Source organism: Streptomyces sp. NPDC014733 (genome assembly GCF_043083385.1).
Taxonomy (GTDB): Bacteria; Actinomycetota; Actinomycetes; order Streptomycetales; family Streptomycetaceae; genus Streptomyces.
This window is the reverse complement of sequence record NZ_JBIBYO010000006.1, coordinates 198,767-218,181: the sequence shown is the minus strand read 5'-3', so window position 1 is coordinate 218,181 and position 19,415 is coordinate 198,767. Positions and strand designations below refer to the sequence as shown.

At 72.8% G+C, this 19,415-nt stretch carries 15 protein-coding genes; 9 read left to right on the top strand and 6 right to left on the bottom strand.

Translation table 11 applies throughout. The annotated features are described in order from the left end of the window. Positions 1-92 precede the first annotated feature (92 nt). The 7 genes from ACF1BH_RS16895 to ACF1BH_RS16865 all read left to right on the top strand — a co-directional run bounded on the left by ACF1BH_RS16895 (position 93) and on the right by ACF1BH_RS16865 (position 10,972). Positions 93-2,270, top strand: a complete 2,178-nt coding sequence (locus ACF1BH_RS16895) for a copper resistance protein CopC (RefSeq protein WP_391643239.1) — start codon at positions 93-95, stop codon at positions 2,268-2,270. Further along, positions 2,270-3,637: an iron uptake transporter deferrochelatase/peroxidase subunit gene (gene efeB, locus ACF1BH_RS16890; protein ID WP_391643238.1), complete on the top strand. Its 1,368-nt coding sequence runs from the start codon at positions 2,270-2,272 to the stop codon at positions 3,635-3,637. The genes ACF1BH_RS16895 and efeB overlap by 1 nt, the downstream gene beginning before the upstream one ends. 166 nt (positions 3,638-3,803) lie before the next feature. Continuing rightward, positions 3,804-4,730, top strand: a complete 927-nt coding sequence (gene pheA, locus ACF1BH_RS16885) for a prephenate dehydratase (protein ID WP_391643237.1) — start codon at positions 3,804-3,806, stop codon at positions 4,728-4,730. Between the two features lie 756 nt (positions 4,731-5,486). Next, positions 5,487-6,776, top strand: coding sequence for a serine--tRNA ligase (serS, locus tag ACF1BH_RS16880; RefSeq protein WP_391643236.1), 1,290 nt, complete (start codon positions 5,487-5,489; stop codon positions 6,774-6,776). Further along, entirely contained in the window at positions 6,773-7,606 is an 834-nt protein-coding gene (locus ACF1BH_RS16875; RefSeq protein ID WP_391643235.1) for an HAD family hydrolase, read from the top strand. Before serS ends, ACF1BH_RS16875 begins: the two co-directional genes overlap by 4 nt. Positions 7,607-8,360: 754 nt before the next feature. Next, positions 8,361-9,071, top strand: coding sequence for a FadR/GntR family transcriptional regulator (locus tag ACF1BH_RS16870; RefSeq protein ID WP_391643366.1), 711 nt, complete (start codon positions 8,361-8,363; stop codon positions 9,069-9,071). A gap of 557 nt (positions 9,072-9,628) precedes the next feature. Beyond that, positions 9,629-10,972 (top strand): CynX/NimT family MFS transporter, encoded by a 1,344-nt coding sequence (locus tag ACF1BH_RS16865; protein WP_391643234.1) that lies wholly within the window; start codon positions 9,629-9,631, stop codon positions 10,970-10,972. A gap of 418 nt (positions 10,973-11,390) precedes the next feature. Here ACF1BH_RS16865 and ACF1BH_RS16860 read toward each other — a convergent pair whose 3' ends face one another. The 6 genes from ACF1BH_RS16860 to ACF1BH_RS16835 all read right to left on the bottom strand — a co-directional run bounded on the left by ACF1BH_RS16860 (position 11,391) and on the right by ACF1BH_RS16835 (position 16,168). Beyond that, the gene (locus ACF1BH_RS16860) at positions 11,391-12,107 is read right to left on the bottom strand and encodes an adenosylcobinamide amidohydrolase (protein WP_391643365.1); all 717 of its coding nucleotides are present in this window, start codon (positions 12,105-12,107) and stop codon (positions 11,391-11,393) included. Between the two features lie 152 nt (positions 12,108-12,259). After that, positions 12,260-13,027 (bottom strand): ABC transporter permease, encoded by a 768-nt coding sequence (locus ACF1BH_RS16855; RefSeq protein WP_391643233.1) that lies wholly within the window; start codon positions 13,025-13,027, stop codon positions 12,260-12,262. Between the two features lie 68 nt (positions 13,028-13,095). Next, the gene (locus ACF1BH_RS16850) at positions 13,096-14,007 is read right to left on the bottom strand and encodes an ABC transporter ATP-binding protein (protein WP_391643232.1); all 912 of its coding nucleotides are present in this window, start codon (positions 14,005-14,007) and stop codon (positions 13,096-13,098) included. Between the two features lie 55 nt (positions 14,008-14,062). After that, positions 14,063-14,977, bottom strand: coding sequence for an ABC transporter permease subunit (locus tag ACF1BH_RS16845; protein ID WP_391643231.1), 915 nt, complete (start codon positions 14,975-14,977; stop codon positions 14,063-14,065). After that, positions 14,974-15,111 (bottom strand): hypothetical protein, encoded by a 138-nt coding sequence (locus ACF1BH_RS16840; RefSeq protein WP_391643230.1) that lies wholly within the window; start codon positions 15,109-15,111, stop codon positions 14,974-14,976. Before ACF1BH_RS16840 ends, ACF1BH_RS16845 begins: the two co-directional genes overlap by 4 nt. Continuing rightward, entirely contained in the window at positions 15,101-16,168 is a 1,068-nt protein-coding gene (locus ACF1BH_RS16835) for an ABC transporter ATP-binding protein (RefSeq protein WP_391643229.1), read from the bottom strand. Before ACF1BH_RS16835 ends, ACF1BH_RS16840 begins: the two co-directional genes overlap by 11 nt. Before the next feature lie 424 nt (positions 16,169-16,592). On the opposite strand from ACF1BH_RS16835, the gene ACF1BH_RS16830 reads away from it, so the two are divergent. Both ACF1BH_RS16830 and ACF1BH_RS16825 read left to right on the top strand, forming a co-directional pair. Then, positions 16,593-17,459, top strand: a complete 867-nt coding sequence (locus ACF1BH_RS16830; RefSeq protein ID WP_391643228.1) for a M24 family metallopeptidase — start codon at positions 16,593-16,595, stop codon at positions 17,457-17,459. Positions 17,460-17,515: 56 nt separating this feature from the next. Beyond that, entirely contained in the window at positions 17,516-19,357 is a 1,842-nt protein-coding gene (locus ACF1BH_RS16825) for an SDR family oxidoreductase (protein ID WP_391643364.1), read from the top strand. Positions 19,358-19,415: the final 58 nt, after the last annotated feature.

Here is a 19,415-nt window from a genome sequence, read left to right as displayed (position 1 = left end):
CGCCGCGGCCCACCGCCCGCGGGGCCCGGGTACGACCGCTCCGTACCCGGGCCCCGCGCCCACGCACTCGACGCACACGAAGGGGAGCACCCATGACGCCGCCCACCGGCACCGCGCCCGCCCGTCCCCGCGCCGGTGCCGCCAGGCCCCGGCGGCCGGTCGCCGCGCGCCTGCTGGCCGTCGCCGTCGCCCTCTGCGGTCTGCTGCTCGCCACCGCCGCACCGGCCCAGGCCCACGCGGTGCTGACCGGCAGCAACCCGGCCCAGGGCACGGTCGTCGCGCACGCCCCCGAGCAGGTCACCCTCAGCTTCTCCGAGGGCGTCGCGATGGGCGACGACTCCGTACGCGTCCTCGACCCGCACGGCACCCGCGTCGACCGCGGCAAACTCCGCGACCTGTGCAGCGGCGAGACCGTCAAATACGGCACCGGCCTGCCGCCCGGCCTTCCCGACGGCACCTACACCGTCGCCTGGCAGGCGGTCTCCGCCGACAGCCACCCGGTCTCCGGCGCCTTCACCTTCTCCATCGGCGCACCGTCCGCCACCAAGGCACCGCTGCCGCAGCAGGAGGCGGGCGGCGGGCCGGTCGGCGCGCTCTACGGTGTCGCCCGCTACCTCGCCTACGCCGGTTTCGTGCTGCTCTTCGGCGGCGCCGCGTTCGTCCTGGCGTGCCGCCCCGCGGCCGCCGGTGTCCGCTCCGTGCAGCGGCTGACCGTCCACGGCGGCTGGGTCCTCCTCACCGCCGCCACCCTCGCCCTCCTCCTGCTCCGCGGCCCCTACACCGGCTCCGGCGACCTCGCCGACCTCACCGAACTCGACGCCCTCCGCGCCGTCCTCCCGACGAAGACCGGCATCGCCCTCACCGCCCGCCTGCTCCTCCTCGCCGGCGCGGCCCTCTTCGTCACCCTGCTCTTCGGGGCGTACGAGCGGACGCGGCGGGCGGCCGCGGCGGACGGCGACGGGGCAGCCCCGGGTGATGCGGCGGACCGCGGCCCCCAGGGCGACGCGGCCCGGGCCCGGCTGCGGCGGCTCACCGCCGGGCTCACCGCGGGCGGCACACTGCTGGCCCTCGGGACCGCCGCGACCTGGTCGTTCGCCGAACACGCCTCCACCGGGCTGCAGCCGGGCCTCGCCGTCCCCGTCGATCTGCTGCACCTGCTCGCCGTCGCCACCTGGCTCGGCGGCCTCGCCGCCCTCGTCGTCTCCCTCTACTGGGGACCGCCGGTGGAACGCGCCGCCGTCCGCCGCTTCTCCCGCCTCGCCTTCGCCTCCGTCCTCACCCTGGTGGCCACCGGCCTCTACCAGTCCTGGCGCCAGGTCGGCACCGTCCCCGCCCTGACCGGCACCGCCTACGGGCAGCTGCTGATGCTCAAGGCGGGCCTGGTACTCCTGCTGGTCGGCCTCGCCTGGATCTCCCGCCGGTGGACGGCACGCCTGACGGACCGGGCGGGGACGGGGACGGGGGACGAGGCCGGTCCCGCGGAGGCCGGTCCCGCGGAGGCGGCCGGTACGGTTCCGGTTCCCGGTCAGGCACCGGCACCGGAGCGCGCGGCAGCACCGGAGCGCGCGGCAGCCGACGCGCTCCCCGCGCCCGCGCTCCGGGACGCCCCCGACACCGGCCCCGGGAACCCGGACCCCGACCCCGTACGGACAACGGCCCCCACCCCCTCGACACCCGAGACCGGCACCCCCGACCCCGTACGGGCCGCGCAACTCGCCCGGCAGCGGGCAGCGTTGAGCACCGCCCGCGTCAAGCGGCTGCGCGACGCCGACCCGCAGCGGCTCGGGCTGCGGCGTTCGGTACTGGCCGAGGCCGGCGTCGCCGTTCTCGTGCTCGCCGTCACCACCGTGCTGACCGGCACCGAACCGGCCCGCACCGAGGCCGCCCTCCAGGCCGCGGGCGCCGAACGCTCCCCCGACGCCAACCAGCCGCAGGTGCTGACCATCCCGTTCGACACCGGCGGCGCACACGGCAAGGGCACCGCCCGCATCGACCTCGACCCCGGGCGCGCGGGCGGCGGCAACCAGCTCCGGGTACGGCTCTCCGACCCCTCCGGGGCCACCATGGACGTCCCCGAGATGAAGGTGTCCTTCACCCTGAGCGCCCAGCACCTCGGGCCGCTCCCGGTGACCGCCACCCACACCGGCAAGGGACACTGGCGCGCCGACGACGTCCAGCTGCCCGTCGCCGGCCGGTGGCAGCTCTCCCTCCTCGTCCGTACCTCCGACATCGACCAGGTGACCGAAACCAGGAACGTGAAGATCGACTGATGAGCACGAAGAAGCCGCACGGCAACCGCGAAGCGACCCCGGACGCCACACCCGTCCCCCCGCAGACCCCGCGCCCCGGAACCGCCCCGTCCGCACCGGCCGCCCCGGGCACGCCCCCCGCCGGTGCCGCGCCCACCGTGGAGCTGTCCCGCCGCCGCCTGCTCGGCACCGTCGGCGCCGCCGGCGCGGCCGGACTCGTCGTCGGCGGCGCCGGCGGCGTCATCGGCGCGACCGCCGCCCACGGCGACGCCCCCGCCCCGCTCACCACCATCGGCACCACCCGCGTCCCCTTCCGCGCCGACCGCGCCGCCCACCAGGCGGGCATCACCACCCCGCTCCAGGCCAGCGGCCACCTCGTCGCCTTCGACCTCGCCCCCGACGCCGACCGCAAGGCCGCCGCCGCCCTGCTGCGCCGCTGGACCCGCACCGCCCAGGACCTCATGGCGGGGCGCGCCCCCGCCCAGGACACCGACGTCGCCACCGACGCCGGCCCCTCCTCCCTCACCGTCACCTTCGGCCTCGGCCACTCCTTCTTCGACCGCACCGGCCTGACGAAGCAGCGCCCCGTCCAGCTCGACCCGCTGCCCGACTTCTCCGCCGACGCCCTCGACCCCGAGCGCAGCAACGGCGACCTCTGGGTGCAGATAGGCGCCGACGACGCCCTCGTCGCCTTCCACGCCCTGCGCACCCTCCAGAAGGAAGCCGCCCCCACCGCCCGGCTGCGCTGGCAGATGAACGGCTTCAACCGCACCCCCGGCGCCACCGCCCGCCCCATGACCACCCGCAACCTCATGGGACAGATCGACGGCACCAACAACCCGAAACCGTCCGACCCCGACTTCGACACCCGCATCTTCGTCGACCGCGACGCCGACGCCACCTGGATGCGCGGCGGCTCGTACGCCGTCGTCCGCCGCATCCGGATGCTCCTCGACGACTGGGAACAGCGCTCCCGCGCCGACCAGGAGAAGATCATCGGGCGGCGCAAGGACACCGGCGCGCCCCTGACCGGCGGCGACGAGACCACCCCCATGCGCCTCGACGCCAACCGCCCCGACGGCCTCCCCGTCATCCCCGCCAACGCCCACGCCCGCATCGCCGCCCCCGAGACCAACCAGGGCGCCGCGCTGCTCCGCCGCCCGTTCTCGTACCACGACGGATTCCGCGACGACGGCGCCCCCGACGCCGGTCTCCTCTTCATCTGCTGGCAGGCCGACCCGCTGCGCGCCTTCACCCAGATCCAGCGCAAACTCGACCGCGGCGACGCCCTCTCCCCCTTCCTCCGCCACGAGGCCAGCGGCCTGTACGCCGTCCCGCCCGCCCCGGAGTCCGGCGGCTACGTGGCCCAGCCGCTGCTGGAGGGCTGACCCGGGCCCCGGTGTCCACAGGGTGGCGTCCGGGGGCGGCCGCCCTGTGGACACCGGACCGGCCCACGCCACGGGCTCGGTATCGTGACGGCACAGGGAGATCGGCGGGGTGTCCCCCGCAAGCTCGGCGGGACATTCCCCGCAAGAACGCGAGGGAGACACCCGTATGTCGGCCAGTCGCTACACCTATCTCGGCCCGGCGGGCACCTTCACCGAAGCAGCGCTGCGCACGCTCCCGGAGGCGGCCACCCGCGAGCTGGAGCCGATGGTCTCCGTCCCCGCCGCCCTCGACGCCGTCCGCAGCGGCGAGGCGGCCGCCGCCCTCGTCCCCATCGAGAACTCCGTCGAGGGCGGCGTCACCACCACCCTCGACGAACTCGCCGCCGGCGAACCCCTGATGATCTACCGCGAGGTGCTGCTGCCGATCGCCTTCGCCCTGCTGGTCCGCCCCGGCACCACCCTCGCCGACGTCAAGACCGTCACCGGCCACCCCGTCGCCCAGCCGCAGGTCCGCAAGTGGCTCGCCGCCCATCTCCCCGACGCCGCCTGGGAGTCGGCCGCCTCCAACGCCGACGGCGCCCGCCTCGTCCAGGAGGGCCGCTACGACGGCGCGTTCGCCGGCGAGTTCGCCGCCACCACCTACGGCCTGGAGCCGCTGGTCACCGACATCCACGACGCCCAGAACGCCGCCACCCGCTTCGTCCTCGTCGGCCGCCCGGCCCGCCCCGCCGCGCCGACCGGCGCCGACAAGACCTCGCTCGTCCTGTGGCTGCGCGCCGACCACCCCGGTGCGCTCCTCGAACTCCTCCAGGAGTACACGGTCCGCGGCGTGAACATGATGCGCATCGAATCCCGGCCGACGGGCGAGGGCATCGGCCGGTACTGCTTCTCCGTCGACTGCGAGGGCCACATCACCGACCGGCGGGTCGGCGAGGTCCTGATGGGCCTCAAGCGGGTCTGCCGCGGCGTCCGCTTCCTCGGCTCGTACCCCCGCGCCGACCAGGTCGCGGCCACCGTCCGTCCCGACATGACCGACGCCGCCTTCACCGATGCCGCCGACTGGCTCAACCGCTGCCAGGACGGCCGGCTCTGAGAGGGGCGGTTTCCTGACGGGGAGAGACCACCGAACCGGCGATTCCGGCCACCGCCGGGGGACCATACGGTCCCCGTCCCGACGTCCTCACCACGGGTGTTCCACCCCGCTGTGGACTATCCACAGAGTTATCCACAGGGCCGCCCCGGTGCCTGTGGGTAAACATTCGCGAGATCCGGACAGAATCGACAAATCACTCTACCGATCCCAGATCCCGCCACGCCGTCCCACACCGTCACACGCCGCGCCGCGTCACCCCTTTTTCCGTGATCAGCCCTTTAGGGCTAGGTAACGCCACCCGAAAGAGTGCATGAAGAGGGTTTGGACACTCCATCCACCGCAGATGATTCGCCGCCCGGAAGGCGAACTTCCGAGTTCCACAGATCTCACACACAGCCTGTGGATAAGAATGCCCACACCCCCCACACCTGTGGACAACTCAGCTTTTCTCCACAGCTCACCCCTCGGAATCCCCCACCTCACGCCACACATCCCGCCCCGCGGACACCCTCCCGGCACCTGCCGGACCACCAGCGGAAAACCGCCACGCGACGACACGAACGACACCCCGCCCACCCCGGTCGGAATGCCACCGAATTCCCTCCGTCATTCCCGTACCGGCGCCACGCCAGGAGACTTCGCAGGAGACTTCACGGGACCACTCCTACCCACGGAATAAACAACCCAAAACGGGCATTGCGACATGCGCGGGAATATCGCGTCGAGCCCCGCCGTCCGCCCCGGTAGCCTGGGAGGGTGATTGACCTTCGCCTGCTCCGTGAGGACCCCGACCGTGTGCGCGCCTCCCAGCGCGCCCGTGGAGAGGACGTCGCACTCGTCGACGCACTCCTCTCCGCCGACGAGCGGCGCAGGTCGTCCAGCGTCCGCTTCGATGAACTGCGCGCCGAACAGAAGGCGCTCGGCAAGCTGATCCCCAAGGCCACCGGCGACGAGAAGGCCGTGCTGCTGAAGAAGGCCGGCGAACTCTCCGCCGCCGTCAAGGCCGCCGACGCCGCCCAGGACGAAGCCAAGGAAGAGGCCCACGCCCTCCTCCAGAAGCTCGGCAACCTCGTCCACCCCGACGTCCCCGTCGGCGGCGAGGAAGACTTCACCGTCCTGGAGACCCACGGCACCATCCGCGACTTCGCCACCGAGGGCTTCACGCCCAAGGACCACCTGGAGATCGGCGAACTCCTCGGCGCCATCGACGTCGAACGCGGCGCCAAGGTCTCCGGCTCGCGCTTCTACTACCTCACCGGCATCGGCGCCCTGCTGGAACTGGCCCTGGTCAACGCCGCCATCGCCCAGGCCACCGCCGCCGGCTTCACCCCGATGCTCACCCCCGCGCTGGTCCGCCCCCGCGCCATGGAGGGCACCGGCTTCCTCGGCCAGGCCGCCGAGAACGTCTACCACCTGGAAAAGGACGACTACTACCTCGTCGGCACCTCCGAGGTCCCCCTCGCCGCGTACCACATGGACGAGATCATCGAGGCGAACCAGCTGCCGCTGCGCTACGCCGGGTTCTCGCCCTGCTTCCGCCGCGAGGCCGGCACCTACGGCAAGGACACCCGGGGCATCTTCCGCGTCCACCAGTTCGACAAGGTCGAGATGTTCTCGTACGTCACGCCCGACGACGCCGAGAACGAACACCGCCGCCTCCTCGACTGGGAGAAGCAGTGGCTGACCGGCCTGGAACTGCCGTTCCAGGTCATCGACGTCGCCACCGGTGACCTCGGCGCCTCCGCCTCGCGCAAGTTCGACTGCGAGGCGTGGATCCCCACCCAGGGCAAGTACCGCGAGCTGACCTCCGCCTCGAACTGCAACGAATTCCAGGCCCGCCGGCTCTCCGTCCGGATGCGGGAGACCGTCGACGGCAAGCCGAAGGTCCAGCCGCTCGCGACCCTCAACGGCACGCTCTGCGCCGTCCCCCGCACCATCGTCGCGATCTTCGAGAACCACCAGCAGGCCGACGGCTCCGTGCGCGTCCCGGCCATGCTCCGCCCGTACCTCGGCGGCCGCGAGATCCTGGAGCCCGCCGCCAAGTGACCCCCTCCGGACCGGCCTCCACGCCTGCCCTGCCCTACCAACTCATCGCGACGGACCTCGACGGGACGCTGCTGCGGGAAGACGGAACGATCTCCGCCCGCACCCGCGCGGCCCTCGCCACGGCCACCGCGGCCGGCGCCGCCCACATCGTGGTGACCGGCCGCGCGGTGCCCTGGACCCGCCACATACTGGAAGCCCTCGACTACCGGGGCATCGCGGTCTGCGGGCAGGGCTCGCAGGTCTACCACGCGGGCGAACAGCGCCTGCTGACCTCCGTCACCCTCGACCGCCGGCTCGCCGCTCTCGCCCTCGCCAAGATCGAGACGGAGACCGGCCCGCTCCGGCTGGCCGTCAGCCGCGACGGCATCGAGGGCGAAGTACTGGTCGGCCCCGGCTACCGCCACAAGGAGGGCCCGCTCCCAGCCCTCCCCGTCGACGACCACGCCGAGCTGTGGACCGCCGCGGTCAACAAGGTCTACATCCAGCACCCCACGCTGGACGACGACGCGCTGGCGGAGGTCGCCCGCGCTACCGCCGGCGACCTCGTCGGCGTGACGGTCTCCGGACCCGGCATCGTCGAACTGCTCCCCCTCGGCCTGACCAAGGTCACCGGCCTCTCCCTGGCGGCCCGCCGCCTCGGCGCCAAGCCCGACTCCACCATCGCCTTCGGCGACATGCCCAACGACCTCACCATGTTCGCCTGGGCAGCCCACGGCGTCGCGATGGCCAACGCCCACCCCGAACTCAAGGCGGTGGCCAACGAGATCACCGCGTCGAATGAGGACGACGGCATCGCGGTCGTGCTGGAGCGGTTGTACGGGGAGCTGTAGGAGGGCGCTGTCGCCGGTGGGTGGCGGCTTCTTCGGTGGGGGGCCGTGCGGTCGTCGGTGCGGCCACAGACTCTTCTGTTGCGGGGCGGTGCCCGTCGTCGGTGTGGAGGGCGGGCACCGCGTTGCGGGGCAGCCACAGCCCTCCGGCGTCTGTCTGGCCTGGGGTGGGTGGACCGTCGCGGCTTCGATTACTCTCCGTGAACGAATGCGCGGGGCGCATCGTTCCAATTGCTGAGAGTAATTATTACGGAGAGTGATGCGGGGTGTCCAGGGGGTGCCCCGGAGTGGGGTGGGCCCACATGGGGTTAGCGGGGCACCGGGGGAGGCGCTGCCGGACCCGAGGCAAGGACGGTGGGCTGGTGGCCTGGTGGCCGGTAAGGCTGGCCGCTGCGATTGCTTTCCGTGGCCCTCTGTCGCCCCTCGTTCGGGCGCCTCCCGAGTGGCCGTCGCCCTTCGGGCTGCCGGGGCGGCGTAGGCCGGGCCCGTCCTCCGCGCTCTCGCCTCTTCCTTCATTTCCTACTCTCGCCTCTCCCTTCACCTCCTACTCTCGCCTCTCCCTTCATCTCCTGCGGGGCGACACCCTTCGCCCTCTACGGGGCGAGCCGGTCGGTTCCGTCGCGCCCGGCCCGCATCCCGGGCGGCGAGGCCCTGGAGGTCGCGGGCCGCGGGAGCCGTCGCGCCGGTGGTCCGTGTACCGTGAATGCATGAGTTGTAGGATGACTGGGCAACCGGGCAGGAAGGGCGTGTGAGGCGGATGGTGCTGCAGGCGGCGGGGCGGCGGTCTTTGGTGGACACGGTCGTCGAGGCGTTGCGGGCGCAGCTCGTCGCCGGGGAGTGGAAGGTCGGGGAGCGGATTCCCACCGAGCATGCGCTTGCCGAGCAGTTGGAGGTCGGGCGTAACACCGTGCGGGAGGCGGTGCGGGTCCTGGTGCATGCCGGGATGCTGCGGTCCCGGCAGGGTGAGGGGACGTTCGTGGTGTCCGCCGCCGACCCGGGCGCGATCATGCGCGGGGTGCAGCGGGCCGGGATCCGGGACGTGCTGGAGGTCCGGATCGCGCTGGAGGCGGAGGCCGCGCGGCTGGCGGCGGTCCGCCATGAGCCCGCCGACCTGGAGCGGATGCAGGCGGCGCTCGATGCCCAGGCGCAGCTGGAGGGCGAGGACGGGCAGCCCGCGGACGGCAATCTGGAGCTGCATGCGGATCATGACGTCGCGTTCCACCGGGCCGTGGTGGAGGCGGCGCACAACACCGCGCTGACGGCCACGTACGGCTGGTTCAGCAGCTCGGTGCGGGAGGCGCTGGTCACGGCGTTGGACGACCATGCGATTCCGAAGATCGTGCACGGTGATCACCATGCGGTCATGACGGCCATCGCGTCCGGGGATCCGGAGGCGGCGGAGCGGGCGACCCGGGCGCTGTTGGACAAGCCGAGGCGTGCCGTGGAGACGCTGCTCGACGGACGGTGACGCGGTGACAGTCAGCGGCAGCGGGCGGCAGCGGGCGGCAAGGGGCCGTCGGTTCGGGGCAGGGCTCCCTGGTGAGGGGTCGGCGGGGGTGTCCGGGCGGTGATGGGCGGCGGGCTGCTCGGTCGGTGTCCTCGTGGTGCCGTGCGTCGTGCTGCGCTTCGTGTCGCTCGTGGTCTCGCTAGTGAGGCCCTTCGTGGTGCTGCTTGTGACGGGTCGTTGGTATGGCGTGTGTGGCGGATCGGCCGGTCGTCGGTCCCGTGACGGTGTGTCCGTCAGTTCCGTGACGGCCCGTTTGTCGGCACCGTGAGGGACCGTTCGTCGGTGCCGTGGCGGGCTTCGTCGGGGGCGCGTTCGCCCGGGGTTTCGTTGCGCCGCCGCGGGTGTCGGCGTAGCGGCAGATGTCGGCGTAGTCGCTGGTGGCGGGCTTTGTCAGGGGTCTGGGGAGCGGCGTTGTCGTCCTCCGTTCGTCGGGGCTTGCCGTGCGTGTCCCTTGGGGGGCTCAACTTCCTTTCTCCGTCCCCCATTTCTTCGAGTTTCGATTGGTGAGGTGTGTACGCATGTCCGGTAGCAGATCCGAGGCCCCGCTGTCCGAGGTCCCGTTGTCCGAGGTCCCGTTGTCCGAGGTCCCGTTGTCCGAGGCTCCTTTGATCGATGCGGAGGAGGATCTGGCGGCGGCGCCGCAGGTCGTCGTGGCGCGGCGGGAGCTGCGGGCGCATCCGGCGCTGTTGCTGGCCGGGATCGTGCTGGCGTCGTTGAACATGCGGGCGGCGCTGGCGGGGGTGTCACCGCTGCTCGCCGAGATCGGTCGCCACTTCGGGCTGGCGGCGACGGCGACCAGTCTGGTGACGGCGATTCCGCTGGTGTTCATGGGGCTGGGGTCGATCGTTGCGCCGAGGCTGGCGCGTCGGTGGGGTACGGAGACGGTGCTGTGCGGGGCGTTGGTGCTGCTGTGCGGCGGCGTCGTGCTGCGGGTCGCGCCGCCGGTCGTGGCGTTGTTCGCCGGGTGTGCGGTGGTGGGGACCGCGATAGCCCTGCTCAACGTGTTGATGCCGGGGCTGATCAAGCGGGACTTCCCGGAGAAGGCCGCCGGTATGACGGGGCTCTACACGACGGCGATGGTGTTGGGCGCGACGGTGTCGGCGGCGACCGCGGTGCCGTTGGAGGAGGCGCTCGGCAGTTGGCAGGGGGCGTTGGTCTCGTGGGCGTTGCTGGCGGGGGCGGCGGCGCTGGTCTGGGTGCCGCAGGCGGTGATGTCCCGTAGGGGTACGCGCCACGGTGAGGCGGCGGCGCGTCCGGCGCACGGCGTCGAGGAGGGGCCGCGGCTGAGCCGGTCGGCGCTGGCGTGGCAGGTGACGCTGTTCATGGGATCGCAGTCGCTGATCGCGTACGTGATGATCGCCTGGATGCCGACGATCTTCACGGATCACGGCATGGGGAAGGGCAAGGCCGGGCTGATCTTCGCGTTCAGCACGTTGGTGCAGATGGCGGGTTCGTTCGTGGTGCCGATGCTGGCGGGACGGATGCGGCGGCAGCGGCTGCTGGGTGTGATGGTGTCGGCGCTGATGGCGTGCGGTGTCGTGGGGCTGATGGTGGCGCCGATCGCGGGGGCGTGGCTGTGGGCGGTGCTGCTGGGCCTCGGTCAGGGCGGTGCGTTGGGGCTGGCGCTGACGATGATGGTGCTGCGGTCGGGGGACGCGCATACGGCGGCCCGGGTGTCGGGGATGGCGCAGACCGGTGGGTATCTGCTGGCGGCGGTCGGCCCGTTGGCGCTGGGTGCGGTGCATCAGGTGACCGGTGGGTGGAGTGTGCCGCTGGTGTTGATGCTGGTGGTGTGTGCGGGGCTGGCGCTGCTGGGCATGGGCGCGGGCCGGGACCGGCGGATCGGGGCCCCGGCGGTGTAACCGGCATCGGGGGGCACGGAGGAAGCGGGGCGGTGGCCGGGAGGCGCCGCCCCGCTCGGTGTTCGGGGTGCGTGGGGTGCTGGGCCTCGTCCCGTACGGAGGGGTGCGGAGGCAATTCCCTTACGGGTGGAACGTGTTGTACCCGTAAGGGTGGGATGCGCTCGCCCGCACGGGTGGGACGGGGCGACCCGTACGCGGTGGGGGCCTCTGCGGTGCGCCTGTTTGGGGGCCTCGGTGGGGTGCGCCTGCTGTGGGTCTTGCGGCGGGGCGGTGGTTTGTCTCCCGTGGGGCGGGCCGCGGAGGCGGCTCCCGTACGGGTGGGACGGGCTGATCCCGTACGGGTGGGACGGGCTGGGCCCGTACGGGTGGAACGCTCACTCCGTGCGGGGCGGAGGTATGCGTTCGGCCGGGTCCGCTGTCAGGGGCCCGGGTCCGAGGGCGTCGTGCGGAGGCGGGCGTCGTGGGCGACGGCTTCGTGGGTGGCGCGGTGGACGGCGCGGGCGAGGCGGGCGCCCCAGGGGGAGCGGGGGCCGGCGAAGTGTTCGGCGGGGGTGGTGTTTCGCGGGGTGCGGGCGGCGATGCAGACGGCGTCGGTCGGGGTGCCGGAGGCGTCGTAGCCGTTGTCGTGGAGTGCCTGGACCTTGGCTTCGGTGGCGGTGGCGACGGCGTTGACGAGGGCCGCGTCGGTGAGGGGCACCGGGAGTGCGACGAGGATGTTGATCGTGCCGGGGCCGGGGTGGGGCACGGCGTGCGAGGCCGGGACGGCGGCCCAGCCGGAGACGCCGACACCGGCGGTGACCAGGGCTTCCGCGCCGTCCTCGGTGGAGTGGGCGGCGGTGGCGAGGATGTCGGCGGCGGTCATCAGTCCGACGCCGGGCGGGAGCGGGGCCGAGGGGGACGCGGGCGGCGTGGTGAGGGCCGGGGCGGCTATCTCGGCGAGGTGGCGTTGTGGGTCGCGGCGGGTGTAGCCGTGGGGTACCTGGGCGTTGAGGACCCAGTGGCGTTCGCCGATGCCGCCGCCGAGGACGGCGCTGGAGATCATCCGCCAGCCCGGTCCGGCCCGCCAGAGGAGCGCCGGGAGGGTGGCGGGCGTGCCCGGGGCGCCGGGGTGGTGCAGCGTCTCGGTGGTGATCAGCGGGGTGGTGGCCGGTGCCGTGGTGGGTGCGGATGGGGTCGGGGAGGGCGTCGGGGGCGTCACGCGGTCACCTTACGGAGGGCCCGTAGGGGTGGGCGCCTGCCTGGTGGTGCTCTCCCCTGCCGCGCTTTGTGCTGCGGATCCGGCGGCGGTCACTCCTCCCCGGCGAGGGTGAGGGCGCGGAGGCGGCGGGTGGCGTACCAGGTGGCGGCGGTGGTGGCGGCGATGAGGAGGATCGCGGCGGTGGGGAGGGTGACGGCGGAGGTGACGGTGGAGTCGGGGGCGAGGCGGCCGCCGAGGGCGAGGGCCCACTGCTGGATGCTGAGGGTGCGGGCGCCGGGGACGAGGCTGCCGAAGAGGGATTCCCAGACGAGGGCGTAGACCAGGCCGATGACGACGGCGTGGCGGGTGATCGTGCCGAGGAGCAGGAAGACGGCGGCGTAGGCGATCGAGGCGACGGCTGCGGCGGTGGCGTAGGCGACGGCGATCTGCTGGCTGTTGCCGTTGAGGACGTAGCCGGCGACGAGGACGGGGACGGCGGAGAAGAGGAGGGCGGTGCCGGTGGCGACGGTGAGTTTGGTGAGGACGATGGTGCTGCGGCGTACGGGTTTGGCGAGGAGGTAGACGACGGAGCCGTCGTCGATCTCCGGGCCGATGGCGCCGGTTCCGGCGATGACGCCGATGAGGGGGACGAGGGTGGCGAGGGCGAATCCGCCGAGGATCTCCTTGGCGGTGGTGTCGTCGGCGCCGGTGAGGGTGCGGACGGCGACGGCGATGACGAGGAGGAGGGCGGGGAGGGCGAAGAGGATCAGGGCGCGTCGGCTGCCGAGGAGGGTGCGGTAGGTGAGGCGGGCGACGGTGGGGTGGAAGAAGGCGGGGGGCAGGGGTGCGGCGGGGGTGGGTGGGCTGGTGGTGGACATGTGCGGGTTCCTTCCGGGGCGGGCGGGGCGTTGGGGGCCGGGGCGGGTGCGGTCGGCGTCGGCGCTGGTCAGGCCGTGACGAGGTAGGAGAAGACGGATTCCAGGGATTCGTCGGAGGGGGTGACGGTGAGGAGGCGGATGCCCTGGTCGTGGGCGACGCGGGGCAGGAGGGTGGTGAAGCGGGTGAAGTCGACGGCCTGGATGTGGAGGGCGCCTTCGGTGTGGTCGACCTGGATGCCTGCGGTGGAGGGGTCGGCGATGAGGGCGGCGGCGAGGGCGCGGTCGTTGTCGGAGCGGACGAGGTAGCGGTGCGGGCGGTCCGTCATCAGGCGGCGGATCTTGCGGAAGTCGCCGGAGGCGGCGTGGCGTCCGGCGACGACGACCTCGATGTGGGTGGCGAGTTGTTCGACCTCTTCGAGGATGTGGGAGGAGAAGAGGACGGTGCGGCCCTCGTCGCCCATGTCGCGCAGGAGTTCCATGAGGTGCATGCGCTGGCGGGGGTCCATGCCGTTGAACGGTTCGTCGAGGAGCAGGACCGAGGGGTCGTGGACGAGCGCGGAGGCCATTTTGACGCGCTGGCGCATGCCTTTGCTGTAGGTGGCGATCTTGCGGTCCTGGGCGTACGTCATGTCGACGGTGGCGAGGGCGGCGGCGGCCTCGGTGCGGCCGAGGCCGTGGAGTTCGGCGTTGGCGAGGACGAATTCGCGGCCGGTGAGGACGTCGTACATGGCTTCGCGTTCGGGGACGATGCCGAGGTGGCGGTAGCTGCGGGCGTTGCGCCAGACGGGGTCGCCGTCGAGGGTGACGGTGCCGTGGGAGGGGGCGAGGAAGCCGCCCATCATGTTGATGAGGGTGGATTTTCCGGCGCCGTTGGGGCCGAGGAGGCCGGTGACTCCGGGGCCGATGGTCATGGTGATGTCGTTGACGGCGACGACGTTGCCGAACCAGCGGGAGACGTGGTCGATGCGGAGGGTGCTCATGGGCGCGGCTCCTCGTCGGTGCGGGTGGCGGTGTGGGTGTGGCGGACGGGGTGGGTCACAGGCCGGCCTTGCGGTAGCGGCGCAGGAGCAGCGCGAAGGAGGCGGCGACGGTGGCCAGCGCGACGAGGAGGTAGAGGGCGCCCGCGGCGGTGGTGGGGGCCAGGGATTGGGGGAAGGAGGTGGTGCCGCCGAGGAAGGTGGCCTGGACGCCGTCGATCAGGGTGATCGGGGAGAAGAGGCCGAGCCAGCCGACGGCGGATTCGTGGCCCTGGACGTAGGCGATGCCCTGGAGGGCGCTGACGGCCCCGTAGGGGAGGGTGAGGGTGGCGATGACGGCGGCGACGCCGAAGCCGCGGCGGGGGGTGGCGGCGGCGATGACCAGCCCGATGCCGGCGAAGAGGAGGGAGAGGAGGGCGACGGTGAGCAGTCCTTGGGCGAATCCCTCGCTCTGGTCGGCGAAGTCGAGCTTCGCGAGGAGGGCACCGGCGTAGAGGATCACCAGCGGGGTGGCGGTGAGGAGGAAGAGGGCGGCGGCGAGGGCGGCGAATTTCGCGGTGACGTAGTCGATGCGCTCGATGGGGCGGGAGAAGTAGAGCGGTACGGAGCGGAAGCGCAGGTCGCGGGAGACGGACTGGGGGGCCTGGGCTGCGAGGTAGAGGCCGATGACGGCCTGGAGGTAGATCGCGTAGCGGCTGTAGTCGAGGGGGAGGCTGTGGGCCTTGGTGACGACGGTGACCGCGACCATGATGCCGGCGGGCAGGCACATGACGCCGAGGAGGAGCATCGGCAGGACCTTGGACTTGGCGGAGCGTCCGAGTCCGTAGGCGCCGCGCAGGCTCTGGACGAAGAGGGAGCGGCGGGCGTAGGCGCGGCCTAGGCGGGGGCCGTCGTAGTGGCGGTAGCCGATGTTGTGGAGGGATGCCCCAGTCGGTGGCTGCGGGGCCGTCGCGGTGTTCTGCGGCTCGGTCATGCCGCGGCCTCCGTGGGTCGGGGCCGGGGGTGGCCGGTGGTGGGGGCGGTGTCGGGGGTGTGCTGCCCGTAGGGGGCGGGGCGGTGGGCGCCCGGTGTGGTGGCGGGGGCCGGTGAGGTGGGGTCAGCGGGCATCGGTGGCGCCTCCCTTCGGGGCGGGGTGCGGGGCGGGGGCCGGGATGGCGGGTTCGGCTGCGGGGCCGGTGCCGGGCGGGGCCTCGGCTCCGGTAGTGGCGGTCGCCGGGGTGCGGAAGACCTCGGCGAGGTGGTGTCGGCGGGGTTCCATGCGGACGAGGCCGAGGCCGAGGGCGGCGACCGTGTCGCGGACGAGGTCGTGGGGGTCCGCGCCGCCGGACGTGCCGGCTTCGATGTGGAGGAGGTGGCCGGCGGTGGTGGCCGGGGCGGCGCCGGGTGCGTCGCGGGTGACGGTGGCTCCGGCGGCGGCGAGGGCCGAGTGGAGGGCGGCGGTGCCGTCGGGGTGCTCGTCGGTGTCGGTGACCTCGACGACCAGGGAGGTGGTCGCCCGGGTGAACTCGCCGGTGGCTGAGGAGCGCAGCAGCGTGCCGCCGTCGATGACGACGACGTGGTCGCAGGTGCGTTCCAGTTCGCCGAGGAGGTGGGAGGTGACCAGGACGGAGATGCCGAAGTCGGTGTGGACGCGGCGGATCAGGCCGAGCATGTCGTCCCGGCCGACGGGGTCGAGGCCGTTGGTCGGCTCGTCGAGGAAGACCAGCTCCGGGTCGTGGACGAGGGCCTGGGCGAGTTTGACGCGCTGTTTCATGCCGGTGGAGTAGCCGCCGATGGGGCGGTAGCGCTCTTCGTAGAGGCCGACGTGGCGGAGGGTGTCCGCGGTGCGTTCGCGGGCCGCTGTGGGGGGCAGGCCGGACATCCGGGCCATGTGGACGACGAATTCGGTGGCGGAGACGTCCGGGGGCAGGCAGTCGTGTTCGGGCATGTAGCCGACGCGTTCGCGGATGGCGGCGCCGTGGGTGGTGACGTCCATGCCGAGGACGTGTGCGGTGCCCTCGGTGGCCGGGGCGAGGCCGAGGAGGATCTTGATCAGGGTCGATTTTCCGGCCCCGTTGGCGCCCACCAGGCCGGTCACACCGGGCGCGATGTCCACGGTCAGCCGGTCCAGGGCGGTCACCCGCGGGAACCGCTTGCTGAGGCTTTCGGTCAGGATGACGGTCACACCTCGACGGTAGTGGCGCCCGCCACACGGATCGTCACCCCGGACGACGGTCCGGTCCTACCTCTCGGGGACGACGCCCCTTAGGGGATGCCCTCCTCGTGGGGCATGGCGGAGGTGTCGGGGCGGGTCCTCCAGAGGGTGGAGCGGGTACGGGTGTCCGTCCGGTACGGGCTCAGCGGTCGGGCGGGGGGCGGGCCTCGGGACGGGTGGGACTGCGGGGCTGGTGCGGGTCCAGCTGCGGGGCCGGTGCGGACGGCCGGTTCGGAGGGGGCGGTTCGGAGGGGCGGGCGGTGGGTCCGTGGCAGGTTCCGTGCGGGTTCACCGCACGCCTCTTGACGTGAACGTCAGCGATTGTCACATTCATCAGTGTCAAGTTACGTACACGTACCGCGACGATGCCCTGCTGACGGACGGACGGTGGACGATGCCTGTAGTGACCTCACAGAATCCGGCGGCGGCCGGGGCCCTCGGCGCGCGGCTACGCGGCTTCCGGGAGGTCCAGCGCCTCGCCTACGAGTGCGCCGAGGCCGTCGCCGCGCAGCTCAAGCCGGGCGTCACCGAGCGTGAGGCGGCGCGGATGCAGCGGGTGTGGCTGCGCGAGCGCGGGGTGCGGGACTGGTTCCATCTGCCGTTCGCGTGGTTCGGCGACCGGACGGCTTTCGCCGGGTTCCGCGTACCGCTGCAGTTCTTCCCGACCGGGCGGCGGCTGGAGCCGGGGATGCCGTTCATCCTCGACATGGCTCCGGTGTACCGCGGCTTCACCGCCGACATCGGCTACTCCGGCTGCCTGGGCCTCAACCCCGTCCACGACCGGCTGACGGCCGACCTGGAAGCACACCGCGAACTGATCCTCCGCGAGGTGCGCGAGCGCCGTCCGCTGCGGGAGATCTACGAGGACGTCGAGCGCCTGATGGTGCGCCAGGGGCACACGAACCGGCACCGCGCCTACCCGTTCGGGGTCATCGCCCACAAGGTCGACCAGGTCCGGGAGCGGCGGTGGGCGCCCACCGTGTTCGGCTTCGGGACACAGTCCCTGAAGGGGCTGGCGTCGGACGCGCTGCACGGGCACCGGGAGGGCTGGTCGCCGCTGTGGAGCCCGTACTCCTTCTCCGACCATCCGCCGCAGCCGGGCCTGTGGGCCGTCGAACCGCATCTCGGATTCCGCGGCACGGGGGCGAAGTTCGAGGAGCTCCTCGTCGTGACGGACTCCAAAGACCCGCGGGAGAGCGCGTTCTGGCTGGACGACGATCTGCCGCATGTGCGGCGGTGGCAGGAGGAGAAGGCCGCGTGAGGCAGCTTCCGGATCCGGTCGGGAACGAAGTCGAGGAAGAGGGCGAGGAGAAGGACATGGCGGACGCGGTGGAAGGGCGCGGTGCGGCGGGCTCTGCCGGCGCGGCGGGCTCCGGGAGCGGTGGCACGGCTGCCGGGGCCGGCCTCCCGGGGGCCCGGGAGCGGTGGGTGCGCACCGGCGGTATCGAGCTGTGCGTCGCCGAACTGGGTGATCCGGAGCGGCCCACGGTGCTGCTGGTGCACGGCTACCCGGACAGCAAGGAGGTCTGGTCCGAGGTCGCGCAGCGGCTCGCCGGCCGCTTCCACGTGGTGCTGTACGACGTGCGGGGCTGCGGGCGCTCGACCGCGCCGCAGCCGCTGCGCGGCGGGTTCACGCTGGAGAAGCTGACCGATGACTTCCTCGCCGTCGTGGACGCCGTCAGCCCGGACCGGCCGGTGCATCTGGTGGGGCACGACTGGGGCTCGGTGCAGTCCTGGGAGTTCGCGACGGTCCGGCGGACCGAGGGCCGGATCGCGTCGTTCACCTCGATGTCGGGCCCGTCCCTCGACCACTTCGGCCACTGGATCAAGGGACGCCTCAAGCGGCCCACCCCCCGCCGCGCCACACAGCTCCTGTCCCAGTCCCTGAAGTCCTGGTACGTCTACGTGCTGCACACCCCGGCGCTGCCGGAGATGGCCTGGAAGGGCCCGCTCGGCAAGCGGTGGCCGGCGCTCATGGAACGGTTCGAGAAGGTGCCGGGCGGCGACTACCCGACGTCGTCCCTGCCCCGCGACGCGGCCCACGGCGCCTGGCTGTACCGCGACAACATCCGCTCCCGGCTCAGCCACCCCCGCGACGACGCGTTCGCCCACTGCCCCGTGCAGCTCATCACCCCGACCGGCGATGCGTTCCTGTCGGAGCGGCTCTACGACGACCTCGACCGGTGGGCGCCCCGGCTCACCCGCCGCACCCTCCCGGCCAAGCACTGGGTGCCGCGCACCCGGCCCGACCAACTGGCCGCGTGGATCACGGAGTTCATCACCACCCAGGAGGAGGGCGACCCGGCGAAGGCGGTCGCGGCGTCCGGGGCCTACGCGGACCGGTTCGGCGGGCAGCTGGTGCTGGTGACCGGTGCGGCGAGCGGCATCGGCCGGGCGACGGCATTCGCGTTCGCGGAGGCCGGGGCGCGGATCGTCGCGGTGGACCGGGACGCGGAGGGCGCCGCACGGACCGCGGACATGGCCCGGCTGATCGGCGCCCCGCAGGCGTACAGCGAGGTGGTCGACGTCGCGGACGCCGCGGCGATGGAGAAGCTCGCGGACCGTGTCGACGCCGCCTACGGCACGGTCGACGTGCTGGTCAACAACGCGGGGATCGGGCTGTCGGGTTCCTTCATGGAGACGTCGGTGGAGGACTGGCAGAAGGTCCTGGACGTCAATCTCTGGGGCGTCATCCACGGCTGCCGGACGTTCGGGAAGCGGATGGCGGAACGCGGCCAGGGCGGGCACATCGTCAACACCGCCTCCGCCGCGGCGTTCCAGCCGTCCCGGGCCCTGCCCGCGTACAGCACGTCCAAGGCCGCGGTGCTGATGCTCAGCGAGTGCCTCCGTGCCGAGCTGGCGGGACAGGGCATCGGGGTCTCGGCGATCTGCCCGGGGCTGGTCAACACCAACATCACCGCCACCTCGCGGTTCACCGGGGTGTCGGCCGACGAGGAGAAGGCGCGCCAGACCAAGGCCACCCGGGTCTACGGGCTGCGTAACTATCCGCCGGAGAAGGTCGCGGACGCCGTCCTGCGCGCCGTGGTCCGCAATCAGGCGGTGGTCCCCGTCACCCCCGAGGCGCGCGGCGCGCGGTTCCTCTCCCGGGTGGCGCCGCGAGCGCTGCGGGCCGTCGCCCGCATCGAGCCTCCGCTGTGAGACGGGGGGAGAGGTGTTCCTGGGGATGTTCCGGGGCGTGCCGGGCCGGGAGGCGTCC

Bases quoted from the DNA above. Each gene is read 5' to 3' on its own strand.
- ACF1BH_RS16825 (WP_391643364.1), top strand. From the start codon at position 17,516: ATGGCGGACGCGGTGGAAGGGCGCGGTGCGGCGGGCTCTGCCGGCGCG.
- ACF1BH_RS16855 (WP_391643233.1), bottom strand. From the start codon at position 13,027: ATGTCCACCACCAGCCCACCCACCCCCGCCGCACCCCTGCCCCCCGCC.
- efeB (WP_391643238.1), top strand. From the start codon at position 2,270: ATGAGCACGAAGAAGCCGCACGGCAACCGCGAAGCGACCCCGGACGCC.
- ACF1BH_RS16830 (WP_391643228.1), top strand. From the start codon at position 16,593: ATGCCTGTAGTGACCTCACAGAATCCGGCGGCGGCCGGGGCCCTCGGC.
- pheA (WP_391643237.1), top strand. From the start codon at position 3,804: ATGTCGGCCAGTCGCTACACCTATCTCGGCCCGGCGGGCACCTTCACC.
- ACF1BH_RS16870 (WP_391643366.1), top strand. From the start codon at position 8,361: ATGGTGCTGCAGGCGGCGGGGCGGCGGTCTTTGGTGGACACGGTCGTC.
- ACF1BH_RS16895 (WP_391643239.1), top strand. From the start codon at position 93: ATGACGCCGCCCACCGGCACCGCGCCCGCCCGTCCCCGCGCCGGTGCC.
- ACF1BH_RS16850 (WP_391643232.1), bottom strand. From the start codon at position 14,007: ATGAGCACCCTCCGCATCGACCACGTCTCCCGCTGGTTCGGCAACGTC.
- ACF1BH_RS16840 (WP_391643230.1), bottom strand. From the start codon at position 15,111: ATGCCCGCTGACCCCACCTCACCGGCCCCCGCCACCACACCGGGCGCC.
- ACF1BH_RS16845 (WP_391643231.1), bottom strand. From the start codon at position 14,977: ATGACCGAGCCGCAGAACACCGCGACGGCCCCGCAGCCACCGACTGGG.
- ACF1BH_RS16865 (WP_391643234.1), top strand. From the start codon at position 9,629: ATGTCCGGTAGCAGATCCGAGGCCCCGCTGTCCGAGGTCCCGTTGTCC.